The sequence below is a fragment of the Paeniroseomonas aquatica genome, from assembly GCF_030409335.1.
GTDB lineage: Bacteria > Pseudomonadota > Alphaproteobacteria > Acetobacterales > Acetobacteraceae > Belnapia > Belnapia aquatica.
Genome location: NZ_JAUFPN010000206.1, coordinates 43955 through 63518, shown reverse-complemented (window position 1 = coordinate 63518; position 19564 = coordinate 43955). Strand labels below are relative to the sequence as shown.

Annotated in this window: 17 protein-coding genes; 12 read left to right on the top strand and 5 right to left on the bottom strand. The window is 70.4% G+C overall.

Annotated elements, in window-relative coordinates:
• Nucleotides 1-31: 31 nt before the first annotated feature.
• Nucleotides 32-316: an NINE protein gene (locus QWZ14_RS28445; protein WP_353959358.1), complete on the top strand. Its 285-nt coding sequence runs from the start codon at nt 32-34 to the stop codon at nt 314-316.
• A gap of 84 nt (nt 317-400) precedes the next feature.
• Here the strand turns inward: QWZ14_RS28445 and gatB are convergent, their stop codons facing one another.
• The 3 genes from gatB to gatC are packed head-to-tail and all read right to left on the bottom strand — an operon-like array spanning nt 401 to nt 3622.
• On the bottom strand, nt 401-1849 hold the full coding sequence (gene gatB / locus QWZ14_RS28440; protein WP_290320436.1) for an Asp-tRNA(Asn)/Glu-tRNA(Gln) amidotransferase subunit GatB: 1449 nt from the start codon (nt 1847-1849) through the stop codon (nt 401-403).
• Nucleotides 1846-3333, bottom strand: a complete 1488-nt coding sequence (gene gatA / locus QWZ14_RS28435) for an Asp-tRNA(Asn)/Glu-tRNA(Gln) amidotransferase subunit GatA (RefSeq protein WP_290320435.1) — start codon at nt 3331-3333, stop codon at nt 1846-1848. Before gatA ends, gatB begins: the two co-directional genes overlap by 4 nt.
• Nucleotide 3334: 1 nt before the next feature.
• A complete protein-coding gene (gene gatC, locus QWZ14_RS28430) occupies nt 3335-3622 on the bottom strand; it encodes an Asp-tRNA(Asn)/Glu-tRNA(Gln) amidotransferase subunit GatC (RefSeq protein ID WP_290320434.1) in 288 nt (95 codons plus the stop codon).
• Between the two features lie 44 nt (nt 3623-3666).
• Between gatC and ruvX the strand changes: the two genes are divergently transcribed.
• The 11 genes from ruvX (at nt 3667) to cuyB (ending at nt 17943) form a co-directional block, all read left to right on the top strand.
• Nucleotides 3667-4182, top strand: a complete 516-nt coding sequence (ruvX, locus tag QWZ14_RS28425) for a Holliday junction resolvase RuvX (RefSeq protein ID WP_290320433.1) — start codon at nt 3667-3669, stop codon at nt 4180-4182.
• Nucleotides 4183-5133, top strand: coding sequence for an aspartate carbamoyltransferase catalytic subunit (locus QWZ14_RS28420; RefSeq protein ID WP_290320432.1), 951 nt, complete (start codon nt 4183-4185; stop codon nt 5131-5133).
• A complete protein-coding gene (locus QWZ14_RS28415; protein ID WP_290320431.1) occupies nt 5126-6403 on the top strand; it encodes a dihydroorotase in 1278 nt (425 codons plus the stop codon). The genes QWZ14_RS28420 and QWZ14_RS28415 overlap by 8 nt, the downstream gene beginning before the upstream one ends.
• Complete coding sequence (plsY, locus tag QWZ14_RS28410) at nt 6400-6984, top strand: glycerol-3-phosphate 1-O-acyltransferase PlsY (protein ID WP_290320430.1); 585 nt, start codon at nt 6400-6402, stop codon at nt 6982-6984. The genes QWZ14_RS28415 and plsY overlap by 4 nt, the downstream gene beginning before the upstream one ends.
• A 74-nt stretch (nt 6985-7058) precedes the next feature.
• Nucleotides 7059-8198 carry a DNA-processing protein DprA gene (gene dprA / locus QWZ14_RS28405; RefSeq protein ID WP_290320429.1) on the top strand — a complete coding sequence of 380 codons (1140 nt, stop codon included), beginning with the start codon at nt 7059-7061 and terminating at the stop codon, nt 8196-8198.
• 73 nt (nt 8199-8271) lie between these two features.
• Nucleotides 8272-11076 carry a type I DNA topoisomerase gene (topA, locus tag QWZ14_RS28400; RefSeq protein WP_290320428.1) on the top strand — a complete coding sequence of 935 codons (2805 nt, stop codon included), beginning with the start codon at nt 8272-8274 and terminating at the stop codon, nt 11074-11076.
• Nucleotide 11077: 1 nt separating this feature from the next.
• Nucleotides 11078-13273 carry a ribonuclease R gene (rnr, locus tag QWZ14_RS28395; protein ID WP_290320427.1) on the top strand — a complete coding sequence of 732 codons (2196 nt, stop codon included), beginning with the start codon at nt 11078-11080 and terminating at the stop codon, nt 13271-13273.
• Between the two features lie 14 nt (nt 13274-13287).
• Nucleotides 13288-14763 (top strand): S41 family peptidase, encoded by a 1476-nt coding sequence (locus QWZ14_RS28390; RefSeq protein WP_290320426.1) that lies wholly within the window; start codon nt 13288-13290, stop codon nt 14761-14763.
• Nucleotides 14764-14965: 202 nt separating this feature from the next.
• A complete protein-coding gene (gene gltA / locus QWZ14_RS28385; RefSeq protein ID WP_290320425.1) occupies nt 14966-16285 on the top strand; it encodes a citrate synthase in 1320 nt (439 codons plus the stop codon).
• 355 nt (nt 16286-16640) lie between these two features.
• Complete coding sequence (locus QWZ14_RS28380; protein WP_290320424.1) at nt 16641-17198, top strand: hypothetical protein; 558 nt, start codon at nt 16641-16643, stop codon at nt 17196-17198.
• 40 nt (nt 17199-17238) lie between these two features.
• Nucleotides 17239-17943 (top strand): cysteate racemase, encoded by a 705-nt coding sequence (gene cuyB, locus QWZ14_RS28375; RefSeq protein ID WP_290320423.1) that lies wholly within the window; start codon nt 17239-17241, stop codon nt 17941-17943.
• Between the two features lie 3 nt (nt 17944-17946).
• Here cuyB and QWZ14_RS28370 read toward each other — a convergent pair whose 3' ends face one another.
• Together QWZ14_RS28370 and QWZ14_RS28365 are read right to left on the bottom strand one after the other, a co-directional pair.
• Nucleotides 17947-18195 (bottom strand): hypothetical protein, encoded by a 249-nt coding sequence (locus tag QWZ14_RS28370; RefSeq protein ID WP_290320422.1) that lies wholly within the window; start codon nt 18193-18195, stop codon nt 17947-17949.
• Between the two features lie 280 nt (nt 18196-18475).
• Complete coding sequence (locus QWZ14_RS28365) at nt 18476-19552, bottom strand: tartrate dehydrogenase (protein WP_290320421.1); 1077 nt, start codon at nt 19550-19552, stop codon at nt 18476-18478.
• Nucleotides 19553-19564: the final 12 nt, after the last annotated feature.

Genomic DNA, 19564 nt, shown 5'->3' with positions numbered 1-19564 from the left:
GGGAAATGGTTGCGGCGCCGACCTTTGGGGGATGATCTTCATGCTGGCGATGACACTTCGGGCGCCGCGCCGAAAGTCGGTAGGCCTTGCCTATATGCTCTGGGCCCTGTTCGGCCTGTTCGGGCTGCACCGGCTCTATCTCGGCCGTACCCTCTCGGCCGCCGGCATGGCCGCGATCACGGTCCTCTCGGTGCCGCTGATCTGGAGCGGCCTCGGCCTGCTCGGCTTCGTCACCACCGGCACCTGGGCGCTGGCCGATGCGCTGCTGATCCCCAGCATGACCCGCGAATTGAACGACCCGGTCCCCGGCGCCTGACCGATCGCGGCTCCCTCCCCCCGGGGTGCCGCGACCGACCGGACTGGAGCGGTGCGGCGCCTGCCAACCGGCGCCGCGCCTGACTCAGCCCAGCTTCTGCTTCAGCACGTCGTTGACCAGGGCCGGGTTGCCCTTGCCCTGCATCGCCTTCATCACCTGGCCGACGAAGAAGCCGAAGAGCTTGTCCTTGCCGGAGCGGTATTCCGCGACCTTGCCGGCATTCGCCGCCATCACCGCCTCGATGGCCGCCTCGATCGCGCCGGTATCCACGACCTGCCGCAGGCCGCGGGCATCGACGATGGCGGTCGCGCCCTCGCCCGTCTCGAACATCAGCGCCAGCACGTCCTTGGCGATCTTGCCGTTGATCGTCTTGTCGGCGATCAGGTCGAGCAGCTCCGCCAGGCCGGCGGCGCCGACCGGGCTGGAGCCGATGTCGTGGCCGGTGCGGTTGAGGGCGGCGAAGAAATCGCCGGTCACCCAATTCGCCACGGTCTTGGCATCGCGGCCCTGGGCCACCGCCTCGAAGAAGGCCGCGGTCTCCTTCTCGAGCGTCAGGACATGGGCGTCGTAGGGCGACAGGCCCATGGCTGCGTAGCGCGCCCGCCGCGCATCCGGCAACTCCGGCAGCGCCGCCTTCAGACTCTCCACCCAGGCGGCATCCAGCACCAGCGGGGGTAGGTCGGGGTCGGGGAAGTAGCGGTAGTCGTGCGCATCCTCCTTGGAGCGCATGGAGCGGGTGACGCCTCGGCCGGTGTCGAACAGCCGGGTCTCCTGCTGGACCTCGCCGCCCTCCTCCCAGACCTCGATCTGCCGCCGCGCCTCGGCCTCCACCGCCTGCATGACGAAGCGGATGGAATTGACGTTCTTCACCTCGCAGCGGGTGCGGTAGGGCTCGCCGGCGCGGCGGACGGAGACATTGACGTCGGCCCGCATCGAGCCCTCGTCCATGTTGCCGTCGCAGGTGCCGAGGTAGCGCAGGATCTGCCGCAGCTTGGTGAGGTAGGCGCCGGCTTCCTCGGGGCTGCGGATGTCGGCCTCGGAGACGATCTCCATCAGCGCGACGCCGGAGCGGTTCAGGTCGATGAAGCTCTTCTGCGGGTGCTGGTCGTGCAACGACTTGCCGGCATCCTGCTCGAGATGCAGCCGGGTGATGCCGATGGGCTTGGTGCTGCCGTCGGCCAGGGTGATCTCGACCGTGCCGGTCCCGACGATGGGATGGGCGAACTGACTGATCTGGTAGCCCTGCGGCAGGTCGGCATAGAAGTAGTTCTTGCGGTCGAAGCGCGACCAGAGATGGATCTCGGCATTCAGCCCGAGGCCGGTGCGCACCGCCTGGGCCACGCATTCCTGGTTGATGACCGGCAGCATGCCGGGGAAGCCGGCATCGATGAACGACACCTGGCTGTTCGGGCTGGCACCGAAGGCCGTGGCGGCGCCGCTGAACAGCTTGGACTGCGAGGTGACCTGGGCATGGACCTCCAGGCCGCAGACGATCTCCCAGGTGCCGGTGCGGCCCTCGAGTGTGTAGCTCATATCCCAGCCCTCAAAGCCGGCAAGGCGGTGAAGTCGGCGGCATGCTCGATGGCGGCGCCGACGGCGAAGACCGTCTCCTCGTCGAAGGCCCGGCCGATGACCTGCAGGCCGAGCGGCAGCCCCTGCCCGTCCAGCCCGGCCGGCACCGCCAGGCCCGGCAGGCCGGCGAGGTTGGCGGTCACGGTGAAGACGTCGTTCAGGTACATCTTCACCGGGTCGTCCTGCTTCTCGTCCATCCCGAAGGCGGCGGAGGGCGTCGCCGGGGTGACGATGGCATCGACCGTCCGGAAGGCCTCGTCGAAGTCCCGCTTGATCAGCGCCCGGATCTTCTGCGCCTTCAGGTAATAGGCGTCGTAGTAGCCGGCGCTCAGCACATAGGTGCCGATCAGGATGCGTCGCCGCACCTCGGCGCCGAAGCCCTCGGCCCGGGTCCGCTCATAGAGGTCCTTAAGGTCGCTGCCCGGCTCCGTCACCCGCAGGCCGAAGCGTACGCCATCGTAGCGGGCGAGGTTGGAGGAAGCTTCGGCCGGCGCCACGATGTAGTAGGTCGGCAGGGCGTACTGCGTGTGCGGCAGGCTGATCTCGACCGTCTCGGCCCCCTGCGCGCGGAGCCAGGCGAGGCCCTGCTCCCAGAGCGCCGCGATCTCCGGCGGCGTCCCGTCCAGCCGGTATTCCTTCGGCACGCCGATCCGCAGCCCCTTCACCCCGCGGGCGCAGGCGGCGCCGAAGTCGGGCACCGGCACGTCGGCCGAGGTGCTGTCCTTCGGATCGAAGCCGGCCATGGACCTCAGCAGGATGGCGCAATCCTCGACGGTGCGGGCCACCGGCCCGGCCTGGTCGAGGGAGGAGGCGAAGGCCACGATGCCGAAGCGCGAGCATCGCCCGTAGGTCGGCTTGATGCCGGCGATGCCGCAGAAGGCCGCCGGCTGGCGGATCGAGCCGCCGGTATCCGTCGCCGTCGCCCCCAGCGCCAGCCGCGCCGCGACGGCGGCGGCCGACCCGCCGGAGGAGCCGCCGGGCACCAGCCGCGTCTCCGGGTCGTTGCGCCGCGACCATGGGTTCTCCACCGGCCCGAAGGCGCTGGTGGTATTGGAGGAGCCCATGGCGAATTCGTCGAGGTTCGCCTTGCCGAGGAAGACCGCGCCATCCCGCAGCAGGTTGGCCGAGACGGTGCTCTCATAGGGCGGGGTGAAATTGCCGAGGATCCGGCTGCCGGCCGTGGTGCGGGTGCCGGCGGTGCAGAACAGGTCCTTGATCGCCAGCGGCACGCCGTCCAGCGGCCCCGCGGTGCCCTCGGCCCGGCGGGCATCGCTGGCCCTGGCCTGGGCCAGCGCCTGCTCGCCGGTCACGCTGATATAGGCGTTCAACCGAGGGTTCAGCTTCGCGATCGCGTCCAGGTGCGCGCTCGTCAGCTCGACTGAGCTGATGATGCCCTCGCTCAGCGCGTCGATCGCGCCGCGCAGGGTGAAATCGGTCGGGTGCATGTTATTCGACCACCTTCGGAACGCCGAAATATTCGCCCTGCCGGTCCGGCGCATTGGCCAGCACCCGCTCGGCCTGGCCGCCATCGGTCACCGCATCCGGCCGCGGCCGCAGCGCGACGGCGCCGCCGCCGGCCATCGGCTCGATGCCGTCGGTATCGACCGCCTGCAATTGCTCGATCCAGCCGAGGATGCCGTTCAGCTCGGCCTGGGCCTGGCCGAGCTCGGATTCCTTCAGCCGGATGCGGGCGAGCGAGGCAATCCGCCTCACCTGGTCGAGATCGAGGGACATGGTCCATTCCAGTCTTGCGCAGCCGGAGGGCTATAAGGCCCCCCATGGCCCTGTTCAACCTGATCGACCTCCGCGCCGGCCTGCCGCGCGGCCAACGCCTCATCGGCCTCGACCCCGGCAGCCGGGTGGTGGGGCTGGCACTGTCCGACCCCTCGCTGATGCTGGCCAGCCCCTACGGCGTGATCCGGCGCGGCAAGCTGGCCGCCAATGCGGCAGAGCTGGCCGCGATCATCCGCAAGGAATCGGTCGGCGGGCTGGTCGCAGGCCTGCCGCTGTCGATGGACGGCAGCTTCGGCCCGGCGGCCCAGGCGGCGAAGGACTGGGCCATGGCCATCGCCGCCGCGGTCGGCCTGCCGGTGGCGCTCTGGGACGAGCGGCTGTCCAGCGCCGCGGTCAACCGCATGCTGATCGGCGAGGCGGACCTGACCCGGGCCAAGCGGGCCGCGGCGGTGGATGCAGCGGCGGCGGCCTGGATGCTGCAGTCGGCCCTGGACGCCACCAGCTTGGACAGATGGGGCCCGGCGGCTAGGGTGCCGCCACCCGGTACAGGCTGTCCCTGAATGTCCTTCTCCTTCCCCATCCTCCCCGATGGCCACCTCCTCGCCATCGAGGGGCTCGAGCCGCCGCATATCGGCGCCCTGCTCGACCTGGCGGAGAATTATGCGCTGCTCAACCGTCAGGGAAAGACCCAGCGGGACCTGCTGCGCGGCCGCACCCTGATCAACCTCTTCTTCGAGGACAGCACCCGCACCCGCACTAGCTTCGAGCTGGCCGGCAAGCGGCTCGGGGCGGATGTGATCAACATGGCGGTCTCCACCAGCAGCGTGAACAAGGGGGAGACGCTGATCGACACGGCGACCACCTTGAACGCCATGCATTGCGACCTGCTGGTGGTCCGCCACGGCCAGTCCGGCGCTCCGGCGCTGCTCTCCCAGAAGGTCTCCGCCGCCGTCATCAATGCCGGCGACGGCACCCATGAGCACCCGACCCAGGCACTGCTGGATGCGCTCACCATCCGCCGCCGCAAGGGCCGCCTGGAAGGCCTGACCGTCGCCATCTGCGGCGACGTGCTGCATAGCCGGGTGGCGCGCTCGAACATCCACCTGCTGACGGCGATGAATGCCCGGGTCCGCCTCATCGGCCCGCCTACCCTCATCCCGGCCGAGGCCGCACGGCTCGGCGTCGAGGTCTTCCACGACATGAAGAAAGGTCTCGACGGCGCCGATGTGGTGATGATGCTGCGCCTCCAGAAGGAACGGATGACCGGCGGCCTGGTCCCCTCCTCCCGCGAGTTCTTCCGATTCTTCGGCCTGGACGCGGAGAAGCTGGCCTGGGCCCGCCCGGACGCCATCGTCATGCACCCCGGCCCGATGAACCGCGGCATCGAGATTGACAGCGCCATCGCCGACGACCCGGAACGGAGCGTCATCGGCGAACAGGTGGAAATGGGCGTCGCCTGCCGGATGGCGGTGCTGGACGTGCTGGCCCGGGACCTTCGCCGCAATGCATGATATTCTGTTCCTTGGCGCCCGCCTGCTGGACCCGGCGACCGGCCTCGATTCGCCCGGCGACCTGCTGATCCGGGACGGCCGCATCGCCGAGACCGGCACCGGCTTCGGCCGCCCCGAGGGCATCCCGACGCTCGACGCCACCGGCCTCTGCCTGGCCCCCGGCCTCATCGACCTCCGCGCCGCCATCGGCGAGCCGGGCTTCGAGCACCGCGAGACCATCGCCTCTGCCGCCAGCGCCGCGGTCGCCGGCGGCATCACCACCCTCTGCGCCCTGCCAGATACCCATCCGGCGCTGGACGACCCGGCGCTGGTGGAGTTCGTCCTCCGCCGCGGCGCGGCGACCGGCTGCATCACCCTGCTGCCCTACGGCGCCGCCACCAAGCAGTGCGAGGGCCGCGAGCTGGCCGAATACGGGCTGCTGCTGGAAGCCGGCGCCATCGCCTTCACCGATGGCCGGCGGGCCATCGGCAGTGCCCGCACCATGCGCCTCGCGCTCTCCTATGCCCGCGCCTTCGGCCGCATGGTGGTGCAGCATCCGGAGGAGCCAAGCCTTGCCGCCGGCGGCGCCGCAACCGAGGGGGAGCTGGCCACGCGGCTCGGCCTGCCCGGCATCCCCGCCGCCGCCGAGTCCATGCTGGTCGCCCGCGACATCGCCCTGGCCCGGCTCACCGGCGGCCACGTCCACTTCGCCCATGTCAGCACCGGTGCGGCCCTGGCGTTGATCCGCACCGCCAAGGCCGAGGGGCTCGCCGTCACCTGCGACACCGCCCCGCCCTATTTCGACCTGAACGAGACCGCCATCGGCGACTGGCGCACCTATGCCAAGCTCTCGCCGCCGCTGCGCCCGGATGCCGACCGGCTGCAGGTGGTGGCAGCCCTGGCCGATGGCACCATCGATGCCATCGCCTCCGACCACCAGCCGCGCGACGCCGACGACAAGCGCCTGCCCTTCGCCCAGGCGGAGCCCGGCGGCGCCGGTCTCGCCACCCTGCTCGGCGTCACCCTGGCGCGGGTCCATGGCGGCGACCTGACCCTGTTGCAGGCGCTCGACCTGCTGACCGCGCGGCCCGCCGCGCTGCTCGGCATCGAGGCCGGGCGGCTGGCCAAGGGCGCCGCGGCCGACCTCGTGCTGTTCGACCTCGACCGCGGCTGGCAGGTCAAGGCCGGGGCGCTGCCGGGCAAGGCGCAGAACTCGCCCTTCGACGGCCGGGCCCTGGAAGGCCGTGTCCTCGGCACCTGGAAGGCCGGGCGGCGGGTCTTCGGCGCATGAGCCTGCTGCTGGCCCTGGCCCTGGGCTACCTGCTGGGCTCGGTCCCCTGGGGCCTGCTGCTGACCCGCGCGGCCGGGCTCGGCGACATCCGCGCCATCGGCTCCGGCAACATCGGGGCGACCAACGTGCTGCGCACCGGCAACAAGCCGCTGGCCGCCGCCACCCTGGCGCTTGATGTCGGCAAGGGCGCCCTGGCGCTTTGGCTGGCCGGGCAGCTCTGGGGCGAGCAGGCCGGGCTGGCGGCCGGCTTCGGCGCCATGCTGGGCCATGCCTTCCCGGTCTGGCTAGGGTTCAAGGGCGGCAAGGGCGTCGCCACCGGGGGCGGCGTGCTCCTGGCCGCCGGCTGGTGGCTCGGCCTCGCCGCGGCGCTGGTCTGGCTGGCGGTCGCCTTCAGCCTGCGGATCTCCTCCGCCGCGTCGATGGCGGCCTGCGCCGCGGCGCCGGTGGTGGCCCTGCTGGCCGGGCGGCCGGACCTGGCGCTCTTCAGCGCCGGGATCGCCGCGCTGGTGGTCATCCGCCACCGCGGCAACATTGCGCGGCTGCTGGCGGGGACGGAGCCGAGGATCGGCCGGCGGAGTTGAGCATCTCACGAGATTAGGGCGCCAGGCGCGAAAACCGGCTATTCTTGCGCTGCAAGAATGAAGGATCCGGCGCCTTGTTCGCAGCCCGCCCGCGCCAGACCGAGGCCGAGGAGCTCGCCCGCCTGCGGCTGGCCCGCACCGACGGCATCGGTCCGGTCAATTTCCGCCGGCTGATGGCCCGGCACGGCAGCGCCGCCGCCGCGCTCGCTGCCCTGCCCCGGCTGGCCGCCCGCCGCGGCACACCGCTGGTGATCTGCCCGGAGGCGGATGCGCGGCGGGAATGGGCCGCGGTGCAGCGCCTCGGCGGCCGCTTCCTCTTCGCCGGGGAGCTCCCCTACCCGCCGCTGCTCGACCTGCAGGAGGATGCGCCGCCGGTCCTGGCCGTGCTTGGCGACCCGGCCGCCCTGACCGGCCGTGCCGTCGCCCTGGTCGGCGCCCGCAATGCCTCGGCCGGGGGCCGGCGCATGGCGGAGGACCTAGCCGAACAGCTCGCCGCGGCCGGGCTGGTGGTGGTCTCCGGCCTGGCGCGGGGCATCGACGCCGCGGCCCATCTCGGGGCGCTGCGGCGGGGCCGCACCGTCGCCGCCATCGCCGGCGGGCTCGACCAGCCCTATCCGCCGGACCATGCCAAGCTGCAGGCCCGCATCGCCGAGGAGGGCGGCGCGGTGGTCGCCGAGGCGCCATTTGGCACCGCCCCCCTCGCCCGCCACTTCCCCCGGCGCAACCGCATCGTCGCCAGCCTCTCGCTCGGCGTGGTGGTGGTGGAGGCGGCGCTGCGCTCGGGCAGCCTCATCACGGCCCGGCTGGCGCTGGAGGCGGGGCGGGAGCTCTTCGCCGTGCCGGGCAGCCCGCTCGATCCCCGCTGCCGCGGCTCCAACGACCTGATCCGCCAGGGCGCGCACCTGACCGAATCCGTCGCCGACGTGCTTGAGCACCTGCCCGAGGCGCCGCACGACGGGCCGGTCTTCGCGCCCCAGCCGCGTTGGACCGATGCCGATCGAATGGCTGAATCGGTGCTGGAACCGTCCCCTCCTCCGGACGATGCGGGCCAAGTGCTTGAATTGCTTAGTGGTGACCCGATCGCGGTTGACGAGGTGATGCGGCGCTGCCACCTGTCGCCCTCCGCGGTCCAGGCGATCCTTCTCGATCTTGAGCTGGCAGGGCGGGTGGAGATGCTGCCGGGCAACCGGGTGGCGCTCACCTGCCCCGCCTGATCAGGTCCTGAAGGGTGACCCGAAGATCGCGCCTTCCTTGCCCGAACGCAGTGGGCCAACGGATCTGGAGTCCATGACGGACGTCGTCGTCGTCGAATCGCCGGCCAAGGCCAAGACCATCAACAAATACCTCGGCGGGGACTTCAAGGTCCTGGCCAGCTTCGGCCATGTGCGCGACCTGCCGCCCAAGGACGGCTCGGTCCGGCCGGACGAGGATTTCGCCATGGACTGGGAATCCGAGGACCGCGGCGAACGCCAGGTCAACGAGATCGCTCGGGCCCTGAAGGGGGCCAAGCGGCTCTTCCTCGCCACCGATCCGGATCGGGAGGGCGAGGCGATCTCCTGGCACGTCCAGGAGATGCTGGCCCGCCGCGGCGCGCTGAAGGGTGTCGAGGTCCGCCGCATCACCTTCAACGAGATCACCAAGCGGGCGGTGCAATACGCCCTCGCCCATCCGCGCGATCTCGATGCGCCGCTGATTGACGCCTATCTGGCCCGGCGCGCGCTGGACTACCTGGTCGGCTTCACCCTCTCGCCGGTGCTGTGGCGGAAGCTGCCCGGCAGCCGTTCGGCGGGGCGGGTGCAATCCGTCGCGCTGCGGCTGATCTGCGAGCGTGAGGCCGAGATCGAGGACTTCCGCGCCCGCGAATACTGGAGCGTGGAAGGCCGCTTCCAGACGCCGCAGGGCGCCCCCTTCGGCGCCCGGCTGACCCACCTCGATGGCCGCAAGCTCGACCAGTTCGACCTGAACGACGAAGCCAAGGCGATGGCCGCCAAGGCGCAGGTCGAGGCCGGGACCTTCGCGGTCACCACGGTCGAGAAGCGCCGGGTCAAGCGCAACCCGCCAGCGCCCTTCACCACCAGCACCCTGCAGCAGGAAGCCAGCCGGAAGCTCGGCTTCGGCGCCCAGCAGACCATGCGCACGGCGCAGCAGCTCTATGAAGGCGTCGACATGCAGGGCGAGACCGTCGGTCTCATCACCTACATGCGGACCGACGGCGTGCAGATGGCGCGGGAGGCGATCGCCGCGATCCGCGACCACGTGCAGGAGGAGTTCGGCGCGAGCTATTTGCCCAGCGCGCCGCGGGAATACAGCTCCAAGGCCAAGAACGCCCAGGAAGCGCATGAGGCGGTGCGCCCGACCGACGTCGCCAATACCCCGGAGAAGGTCGCCCGCTTCCTCGACGACCGGCAGCGCAAGCTCTACGAGCTGGTCTGGAAGCGCGCCGTCGCCAGCCAGATGCAATCGGCCGAGATCGACCAGACCACGGTCGAGCTGGCGGACGAGAGCCGCAAGACCATCCTGCGGGCGACCGGCTCGGTCATCGCCTTCGACGGCTTCCTCAAGCTGTACCGCGAGGACGAGGACGACCGCGCCGCCGATGCCCGTGCCGGCATCGCCGCCCCCGACGACGCCAAGCCGGACGACGATACCCGCACCCTGCCGCCGATGCGGGAGAACGACCCGCTGAAGCGCGGCGAGGTCACCGCCAGCCAGCACTTCACCCAGCCGCCGCCGCGCTTCTCGGAAGCCTCGCTGGTGAAGAAGATGGAGGAGCTCGGCATCGGCCGGCCCTCCACCTATGCCTCCATCCTGCAGGTGCTGCAGGACCGCGACTACGTCACGCTCGACAAGCGGCGCTTCATCCCGCAGGACCGCGGGAGGCTGGTGACCGCCTTCCTGGTCTCCTTCTTCGAGCGCTACGTCGATACCGGCTTCACCGCCGGACTCGAGGGTCAGCTCGACGACATCTCCGGCGGCAAGATCGACTGGCGCGCGGTCATGCGGGCCTTCTGGGAGGATTTCCGCAAGGCCATCGATGCGACCAAGGACCTCAAGATCAGCGACGTCATCGACACGCTGGACGAGGAGCTCGGGCCGCACTTCTTCCCGGCCAAGGCCGATGGCACCGACCCGCGGGTCTGCCCGGCCTGCTCGGGCGGCCGGCTCGGACTGCGTCTGGGCCGCACCGGCGCCTTCATCGGCTGCTCCAACTACCCAGAATGCCGCTACACCCGGCCGCTGGCGGTGCCCGGTGCCGACGGCGAGAACACCACCAGCCTGGCCGAGGGCCAGCGCGAGCTGGGCCAGGACCCGGCGAGCGGCGAGGCCATCACCCTCCGCCGCGGCCCCTACGGGCTCTATGTCCAGCAGGGCGAGGCCGGGGTCGATGCCAAGGGCAAGCCGACCAAGCCCCGAAGGTCCAGCCTGACGCGGGACATGGACCCGGAGACCCTCGACCTCGACCGGGCGGTGGCGCTGCTGTCGCTGCCGCGGCCGATCGGCCGCGACCCCGAGACCGGCGAGGAGATCACCGCCGGCATCGGCCGCTTCGGCCCCTACATCCGGCTCGGCACCACCTACCAGTCGCTGGAGCCCGGCGACGACGTGCTGGCGCTCGGCATGAACCGGGCGATGGAGCTGCTGGCCAAGGCGCGGGCCAAGGTGCGGCTGCTCGGAACCCATCCGAAGGACGGCGCCCCGGTCGAGATCCGCAAGGGCCGCTTCGGCCCCTATGCCCAGCACGGCAAGACCGTCGCCAACCTGCCGCGCAACCTGGCGATGGAGGAGGCGACGCTGGAGCAGGTGGTCACCCTGCTGGCCGAGAAGGGCAAGGAGCTAAAGCCCCTGGTCAAGGGGGGGAAGGGCAAGGCGAAGGCCAAGGCTCCCGCCAAGGCCAAGGCGAACGGGGCTGCGCCACCGGAAGCGCCGGCGACGGAGCCGGCGCCGGCGCGCAAGGCTCCGGCCGCGAAGCCGGCGGCCAAGGCCGCTCCCAAGAAGGCCGCGGCCAAGGCGCCGGCGGTCAAGGCAGCGGTCCGGGCCAAATCCGCGGCGAAGCCAGCCGCGGCCAAGGCGGCGGCCAAGGGCAAGGCCTGAGGTGCCGCGGCGCCAGGCCAGGCCGCCGGGCGATGCCCTGGCCGGGCCCCGGCCGCTGCCCTCGAAGGAGGATCTACGGCGCTTCATCCGCGCTGCCCCCGGGAAGGTCGGGAAGACCGAGATCAGCCGGCATTTCGGCCTGACCACGGACCAGCGCCCGGCGCTCCGCGAATTGCTGAAGGCCCTGAAGCAGGATGGCTCGGCGATGCCGGCGGGACGGCACGGGCTGGCCGCCCCCGGACGGTTGCCCGAGATGGCGGTGGTCGAGATCTTCGGCACCGACCCGGACGGCGACCCGCTGGCCCGGCCGCTCGGCTGGACCTCGGCCCAGGGCGAGATGCCGCTGATCTACATGCGCCCCGAACGCCCCGGCCAGCCCGCGCTGGCGCCAGGCGAGCGGGTTCTGGCCCGGCTGAAGCCCGCCGGCCGCAGCAAGTACGACGGCACCACGGTCAAGCGGGTCGCCGGCCCCGCCCCCGCCCGCATCCTCGGCATCTACGAGCATGGCCGGATCATCCCGACCGACCGCCGCCACAAGGCGGAATGGGAGGTCCCCCCCGGCCAGGCCAATGGCGCCGAGCCCGGCGAGATCGTCCTGGCCGAACCCCTGCCCGGCCAGGCGCTGGGCCTGCGCCCCGCCCGGATCATCGAAAGACTGGGACGGATGGGGGAGCCGCGCTCCGTCTCGCTGCTCTGCATCCATGCGCATGGCATCCCGCATGCCTTCCATGGCGATGCCCTGGCCGAGGCCGAGGCGGCCAAGGCGGCAGCCCTCGAGGGCCGCGAGGATCTCCGGGCCATCCCCCTCGTCACCATCGACGGCGAGGATGCGCGCGACTTCGACGATGCGGTCTGGGCGGAGCCGTCCGGGGGCGGCTGGCGGCTGCTCGTCGCCATCGCCGACGTGGCGCATTACGTCCGCCCCGGCAGTGCCCTGGACCGCGACGCCTGGCTGCGCGGCAACAGCGTCTATTTCCCCGACCGCGTCGTGCCGATGCTCCCCGAGGCGCTGTCCAACGGCTGGTGCAGCCTGCGCCCGGGCGAGGACCGCGGCTGCCTCTTCGTCGAATTCCACATCGACGCCGCTGGCAGCAAGACCCGCCACCGCTTCGGCCGCGGCCTGATGCGCAGCGCCGCCCGCCTGACCTACGAGGCGGTGCAGGCCGCCCAGGATGCCGGCGAGGACCCGACCGGCACCCTGGCGGCGCTCTACGGCGCTTACCGCGCCTTGCTGTCCGCCCGCGACCGCCGTGGCACGCTGGACCTCGACTTGCCGGAGCGCCGGGTCATCCTCGACCCGGCCGGGATGGTGCTGGCGGTGGAGCCGCGCGCCCGGCTCGACGCCCACCGGCTGATCGAGGAATTCATGGTCGCGGCCAATGTCTGCGCCGCGGAGGAGCTGGAAAGGCTCGGCCAGCCCTGCATGTACCGGGTGCACGACCGGCCTTCGGACGAGAAGCTGGAGGGGCTCCGCGCCTTCCTCGCCACCTTCGACATCACCCTGCCGCCCGGCGACCAGCTCCAGCCGCGCCACTTCGCCCAGGTGCTGGATCTGGTTCGTGGCGCGGAACATGAGCGGCTGGTGAACGAGACGGTGCTGCGCGGCCAGTCCCAGGCGGCCTATGCGCCGGAGAACATCGGCCATTTCGGCCTGGCCCTGCCGCGCTACGCTCATTTCACCAGCCCGATCCGCCGCTACGCCGACCTCCTGGTCCACCGGGCGCTGATCCGCGGCTTGAAGCTCGGCGACGGCGGGCTGGCGGAGCCCGAGGCGGACCGTTTTGCCGATACCGGGGAGCATATCACCGGCACCGAGCGCCGGTCCGCGGCGGCCGAGCGGGACGCGGTCGACCGCTACCTTGCGGCTCATATGGCACATCGTATCGGAGACGTGTTCGAGGCACGCATTTCCGGGGTGACACGCTTCGGCCTGTTCGTCACCGTGGATAGTAATGGGGCCAGTGGAATTGTTCCGCTCGGTTCCCTGCCGGATGATCGATGGTTGCAGGATTTGCCGAGGCGCGCCCTGGCGGGCCAGCGGACGGGGCTGCGCTTTGCCCTGGGCCAGGCGGTCGAGGTGCGCCTCGCCGAGGCCACGCCGCACACCGGCGGGATGGTGTTCCACCTGATGCAGGGTCTGCCGCCGCTGCAGCCCAGGCGCCGCCCGGCTGGCGGCGGCAGGTCCGGGCGGCACTGATCCTGGCCCTGCTGTTGCTGCTGCCGAAGCCGGCGGCGGCACAGGAGGATTTCCCCCGCGAACCGGTCCAGGCGGTGCTGGCGGTGGCGCTGGGCGCGGTGCTGGAGCGGCACCTGGAACGCGCCGCCCCGGCCGACATCGGGCTCTGGACCCTGCGTGGGCTCGAGGTGCTGGAGCCGCTGCTGAAATCCGAGCTGCGGTCCGGCACTCTGCTGCTCAACGCCGGCGAGCGTTTGCTGGCCGCGCGTCCCCTGCCCCCCCCGGCGGTCGCCGGGGATGCGGCGGCGCCGGCCCTGGCCCAGGGTCTGGCCGCACTGTTCGAGGCTGCATGGCAGGCCTCCCCCTTGCTGCGGCAGGCCGGGGCGGAACGGATGCTGCGCAGCGGCTTCGAGGAATTGTTCAACCACCTCGACCCCTACAGCCGCTACCTGACACCGGAGGAGGCCGGCTCGGCCCGGGCGCGCCGGATCGGCCAGGTGGGGCTCGGCCTGCGGCTGGCGGCCGGGCGTGGCGACACGGTGGTGCTAGCGGCGCTCAGCCAGGGCGGGCCGGCGGCGATGGCGCGGTTGCGGCCGGGTGACCGGGTGCTGGCGATCGACGGCCGCCCGGTCAGCGGGCAGGATCTGGCCAGTGCCGCCGCCTTGCTGGAAGGCCCGGCCGGCAGCGAGGTGGTGCTGCGCCTCCAGCGCGGCAACCGGCGCTTCGAGGCGCGGCTGTTGCGGAGCCTGCTGGCGCCGGAGACGGTGCATGCCGAGCGGCGCGAGGATATCCTTTGGCTGCAGCTCGAGAATTTCTCGACCGCGACCGACCGCAACGTGCTGGCGGCCCTGGCGGAAGGCTTCCGCCCAGGCCGCCCGCGCGGCATCGTGCTGGACCTGCGCGGCAATCGCGGCGGGCTGCTGGGTCAGGCGGTGGCCGTCGCCGGGGCCTTCTTGCCGGGCGGGGTGGTCGCCAGGACCTCGGGGCGGCACCCGGACGCGGACCGGGTCTATGTTGCGACCGCGGGCGACCAGGCGACCGGCGTGCCCCTGGTGGTGCTGGTGGATGGCCGCTCCGCTTCGGCGGCCGAAATCGTCGCCGCCGCCCTCGGCGACCGGGGCCGGGCCGTGGTCATCGGGAGCGTCACCACCGGCAAGGGGCTGATCCAGGTGGTGGTGCCGCTGCCGAACGGCGGCGAACTGCTGGTGACCTGGTCGCGGGTCCTGGCACCGCTGGGCTGGCCGCTCCAGGGCCTCGGGGTGCTGCCGGCACTGTGCACGAGCCTCGGCGTGGATGCCGCGGCCGATGCGCTGGCGCGGCTGCGGCTGGGCGACTCCCCCATGGCGGCGACACTCGCACGGCAACGGGCGGCGCGGGCGCCGGTGCCGGCCAGCGAGGTGGCCAGCCTGCGCGATACCTGCCCACCGGCGGAAGGCCGGCCGGTCGATGCCGCGATGGCCCGCGCAGTGCTGACCGAACCCGCTTCCTACGCCGCCGGCCTGGCGCGCTGAACGGCCGTTGCGGCGAACGCCGCCTGGTCACTGCCGGCCGGAGCGCGAATTCGCGCCCAGGTTTCCGATCCGTGCCGAAGCACCGGGGCGTTCAGCATTTGTTCAAGGCTGCGTTGCCAAGCTTCGCCGCCAACCGATATCTTGCGCCGCACCATGTCGGCCCGTCCACTACGGCGCCGCAATATCCGAGGATACAGGCGAGATGAGCAGCACGGCAAAAGAGGCGGCGAAAGCCTCCGTCACCGTTACCTTGGATGGGACCAATCGCAGCACCACCCTGCCGCTCCTGACCGGCACGCTCGGGCCTGCAGTGGCCGATATCCGTAAGCTCTACGGCGACCTCGGGGTCTTCACCTTCGACCCAGGTTACGGCGCCACCGCGTCCTGCGAAAGCAAGATCACCTACATCGACGGCGATGCCGGCATCCTGCTGTACCGCGGCTACCCGATCGAGCAGCTGGCCGAGAAGTCCGACTTCATCGAAGTCGCCTATCTGCTGCTGGAGGGCGAGCTGCCGACCGGCACGCAGCTGGCCGATTTCCGCAAGAACGTCACCAACCACACCATGGTGCACGAGCAGCTGCGGCGCTTCTTCGACGGCTTCCGCCGCGATGCCCACCCGATGGCGATCCTCTGCGGCGTGGTCGGGGCGCTGGCCGCCTTCTACCACGACAACCTCGACATCAACGATCCGCGCCAGCGTGAGATCGCGGCCTTCCGGCTGATCGCCAAGGTCCCGACCATCGCCGCCTGGGCCTACAAGTACTCGATCGGCCAGCCCTTCATGTACCCCCGCAACGACCTGAGCTATGCGGAGAATTTCCTCTACATGCTCAACGCCGTGCCGGCGGAGCCCTACGTCAACAACCCGATCCTGTCGCGGGCGATGGACCGCATCCTGGTCCTGCACGCCGACCACGAGCAGAATGCCTCGACCTCCACGGTGCGGCTGGCGGGCTCGACCGGCGCCAATCCCTTTGCCTGCATCGCCGCCGGCATCGCCGCCCTCTGGGGCCCGGCGCATGGCGGTGCGAACGAGGCCGTGCTGAAGATGCTGGCCGAGATCGGCACCAAGGAGAACATCCCGCAGTTCATTAAGGAAGTGAAGGACAAGAACAGCCACACCAAGCTGATGGGCTTCGGCCACCGGGTCTACAAGAACTTCGATCCGCGCGCGACCATCATGAAGGACACCTGCCACGAGGTCCTGGCCGAGCTCGGCATCAAGGACAGCCCGCTGCTCGACATGGCGATGGAGATGGAGCGGATCGCGCTGACCGACGACTACTTCATCCAGCGCAAACTCTATCCGAACGTTGACTTCTATTCGGGCATCATCCTGAAGGCGATGGGCATCCCGACGCACATGTTCACCGTGCTCTTCGCGGTGGCACGGACGGTCGGCTGGGTGAGCCAGTGGAAGGAGCTGATCGAGGATCCGGCCCAGCGCATCGGCCGCCCGCGGCAGATCTACCGGGGCGCCGGCACCCGCGACTACGTCGCGGTCGATCGCCGGAGCTGACCCGGCCCAAGACTTGACCGCGGCGCCTCGCGGGCGCCGCAGTGAAGATGCAAGATGAAGGACGCCGGCCAGAATCCTTTCTGGTCGGCGTTTCTTTTTGCCAAGCGACCGTCACTTACGGGTGAGCAGTATTGGCCTTGGCCATGGTGCAAAATCATGGGCTCCAGGAATTCGAGTTTTGCCCGGAATATCTCTTGCGATATCGAATCGATCAGACCAAGACTACGGCTCTGAGTTGCATATCTAGGCCAGGACTCATTCAATGGGCGAAGCTGCCAGCTCCGCATCCCTCCAAACCCTCGATCAGCAGGTCCGCACACAACTGAAGAAGTGGCCGCAACGCCCACCCGGGGTCATGGCCAGTCCGAAGCAGCCCGGCACCTGGCTTCGCGGCAGGCCCGGCGACCTGGCGGCGACCAACCAGCCCTTCCTCAAGCTGCCGGGCTCGAACCGGCTCCGAACCTTGCCGGACGGGCTCTGGCTGCATTTCAGCCCCGATCCGGCCGACCTCTATGTCGACATCCTCTGCATCGAGGCCTGCTCCTCCCTGCAGAACCTGCTCGACAAGCGTTCCCGCTTCTCGCCCACGACCTCGTCCCTCATGGCCTGTTGCCCGCTGGATTGGCTGCTCGGCCCGGCGCAGGAGCCGGATCCGACGCCACGCTGGCGGCTGATTCGAATCCTGAAGGCGGAGCCGCACCAGCCACTGACCCTGCCGGTTCGGGACATTCGCGTCGTCTTCGGGCTCAAGAACCGGCACTACGAAGGCTTTGCCCGTAACCAGATCGCGCAGGCGCATGAATTCTACTGCCCGATGGAGGCGCTGATCGCCCAGGATGGCCACAACAATCCCGACATGCGGGCGCTGATTTCCCGCGCCAGTGCCACGGCGAACTTCATGTGGCTGCCCTGATCAGGCAGACTGCCGCCCGACGGACGGGAATGGCGGGCGCGTGAGCAAGATCCTGGGTGTGCTGGGCGGCATGGGGCCATTGGCCAGTGCCCATTTCATGCTGCGACTCACGCTGCTGACACCCGCCGATCGGGACCAGGACCATATTCCGTCGGTGCTCTGGTCGGACCCGCGGGTACCGGACCGCACCGCCGCCCGCCTCGCAGGGGGCGAGGATCCCTTGCCGATGCTGCTGCGCGGCATCGCCGGCCTGAAGGCCGCAGGGTGCGGCGCCATCGCCATCCCCTGCAACACCGCCCATGGCTGGCATGCCGCCATGCAGGCGGCGACGGACCGGCCGATTCTGCATATCGTCGACGCCACCGCGGCGGAATTGATCCGGCTCGGCGTCGCTGCCGGCCCGATCGGCGTCATGGGCACGGCGGCGACCCTGGCGATGCGGCTCTACCAGCAGGGACTCGAAGGCCGTGGCTGGTCCTGCCTGATGCCGGATGCGACGGAGATGGCGCAGCAGGTCACCCCGGCCATTGCGCTGGTGAAGGCCAACCGGGTGGCGGAGGCTTACGCGCCTTTGGCCGAGGTGGCGCAGCGGCTGGTGATGCGGGGGGCCCGGGCGGTGGTGCTGGGCTGCACCGAGATCCCGCTGGGGATGGCGGCCGGACCGGCTTTGCCCTTTCCGGTGGCGGATAGCATCGATGCCCTGGCGCGCGCCGCGATCGGCTGGGCGCGGAGCCCGTCTTGCTGAGGCTCAGTCGCAGTCGCAGCCGTCGGTAGGACCGTTGTCGCCGCGGACGACATGATGGTCGATCCATTCGGCCACCAACCGGCGGGCTTCCTGCACCGAGGCTTCCGGATGATGCACGCGATAGAGGGTGGTGCAGGCACGGAAGGACGACAGGTCGTCGTTGCCGGTTTCGCGCAGCTCCCGGTAGGCGGTCACCACCGCGCGTTCACAGCGACGGCCAATAATGCTGAAGTCGAGGTCAATGCGACCCATCCGGCGATCCTCCGATTGCGAGCCAATTAAGAACCACTCGCAACAGAAGGCCATGCTAACGGGGCCGGACCGGTCCTTCAAGGGTCGTTCGCCCCTTTGTTCCGGTTCGTTGCAATTCCGCCTCATTGCCGCGCTGCCGGGATATCCCTGTAGATCAGGGAACCCCGCCGCCTGGCAAGGGGAAGGTCAGTTCGTGAACCTCGGAGAACCCGCGAGGTCGTGACCGGATGCGCCGGCGGCGCCTTCCTGCCGGCGCCGCCACCGGCTTTCGAATGCTGCGCTAGGCGCGACCGACCGCCTCCGCCAGCGCCTTGCCCACATCCACCGTGCCAGCCTGGCCGCCCATGTCCCGGGTGCGGGGGCCGCCTTCGCTTAGCATTCTTTCGATGCCCGAGACGATGGCATCCGCCGCCGCCTTTTCCCCCAGGTGCTCCAGCATCATTGCGCCGGACCAGATCTGGCCGATCGGATTGGCGATCCACTTACCCGCGATATCCGGAGCCGAACCATGCACCGGCTCGAACATGCTGGGGAAGGCCTTCTCCGGGTTGATGTTGGCCGAGGCTGCAATGCCGATCGAGCCCGCCACCGCCGGGCCGAGGTCCGACAGGATATCGCCGAACAGGTTGGAGCCCACGACCACGTCGAACCAATCCGGGTGCTGCACGAAATGGGCGCAGAGGATGTCGATGTGGAACTGGTCGGTCGTCACCCCGGGGTAGTTCTTGCCCATCTCGGCGAAGCGCTCGTCCCAGTAGGGCATGGTGAAGGTGATGCCGTTCGACTTGGTGGCGCTGGTCAGCTTCCGCCGCGGCCGGGTCATTGCCAGCTCATAGGCGTATTTCATCACCCGGTCGCAGCCGATCCGCGTCAGGATGGACTGCTGGGAGACGAACTCGCGGTCCGTCCCCGGGAACATCCTTCCGCCCACCGAGCTGTACTCGCCCTCGGTATTTTCCCGCACCACGTAGAAGTCGATGTCCTTCGGCCCGCGATTGGCCAGCGGCGTGGTCGCCCCCGGCAGCAGCTTGCAGGGGCGGAGGTTCACATACTGGTCGAACCCCCGGCGGATCGGGATCAGCAGGCCCCAGAGCGAGACGTGGTCCGGCACGCCGGGCCAGCCGACCGCACCGAGGAAGACGCTGTCCGACTGCCTGAGCTGTTCCAGCCCGTCGTCGGGCATCATCTTGCCGGTCCGGGAATAGACCTCGCAGGACCAGTCATAATGCACCAGCTCCAGGTCGAAGCCGAAGCGGCGGGCGGCGGCATCCAGCACACGCAGGCCCTCGGGCGTGGTTTCCTGGCCGATGCCGTCGCCCGGGATCACGGCGATGCGGTACTTCTTGCGGGTGCTCATGCGGGGTCTCCT

Excerpts from the sequence above, each read along its gene's own strand:
- QWZ14_RS28365 (WP_290320421.1), bottom strand. The coding sequence starts at position 19,552 with ATGAGCACCCGCAAGAAGTACCGCATCGCCGTGATCCCGGGCGACGGC.
- plsY (WP_290320430.1), top strand. The coding sequence starts at position 6,400 with ATGAGCCTGCTGCTGGCCCTGGCCCTGGGCTACCTGCTGGGCTCGGTC.
- gltA (WP_290320425.1), top strand. The coding sequence starts at position 14,966 with ATGAGCAGCACGGCAAAAGAGGCGGCGAAAGCCTCCGTCACCGTTACC.
- QWZ14_RS28370 (WP_290320422.1), bottom strand. The coding sequence starts at position 18,195 with ATGGGTCGCATTGACCTCGACTTCAGCATTATTGGCCGTCGCTGTGAA.
- gatC (WP_290320434.1), bottom strand. The coding sequence starts at position 3,622 with ATGTCCCTCGATCTCGACCAGGTGAGGCGGATTGCCTCGCTCGCCCGC.
- topA (WP_290320428.1), top strand. The coding sequence starts at position 8,272 with ATGACGGACGTCGTCGTCGTCGAATCGCCGGCCAAGGCCAAGACCATC.
- QWZ14_RS28415 (WP_290320431.1), top strand. The coding sequence starts at position 5,126 with ATGCATGATATTCTGTTCCTTGGCGCCCGCCTGCTGGACCCGGCGACC.
- gatA (WP_290320435.1), bottom strand. The coding sequence starts at position 3,333 with ATGCACCCGACCGATTTCACCCTGCGCGGCGCGATCGACGCGCTGAGC.
- gatB (WP_290320436.1), bottom strand. The coding sequence starts at position 1,849 with ATGAGCTACACACTCGAGGGCCGCACCGGCACCTGGGAGATCGTCTGC.
- QWZ14_RS28445 (WP_353959358.1), top strand. The coding sequence starts at position 32 with ATGATCTTCATGCTGGCGATGACACTTCGGGCGCCGCGCCGAAAGTCG.
- QWZ14_RS28380 (WP_290320424.1), top strand. The coding sequence starts at position 16,641 with ATGGCCAGTCCGAAGCAGCCCGGCACCTGGCTTCGCGGCAGGCCCGGC.
- QWZ14_RS28420 (WP_290320432.1), top strand. The coding sequence starts at position 4,183 with ATGTCCTTCTCCTTCCCCATCCTCCCCGATGGCCACCTCCTCGCCATC.
- ruvX (WP_290320433.1), top strand. The coding sequence starts at position 3,667 with ATGGCCCTGTTCAACCTGATCGACCTCCGCGCCGGCCTGCCGCGCGGC.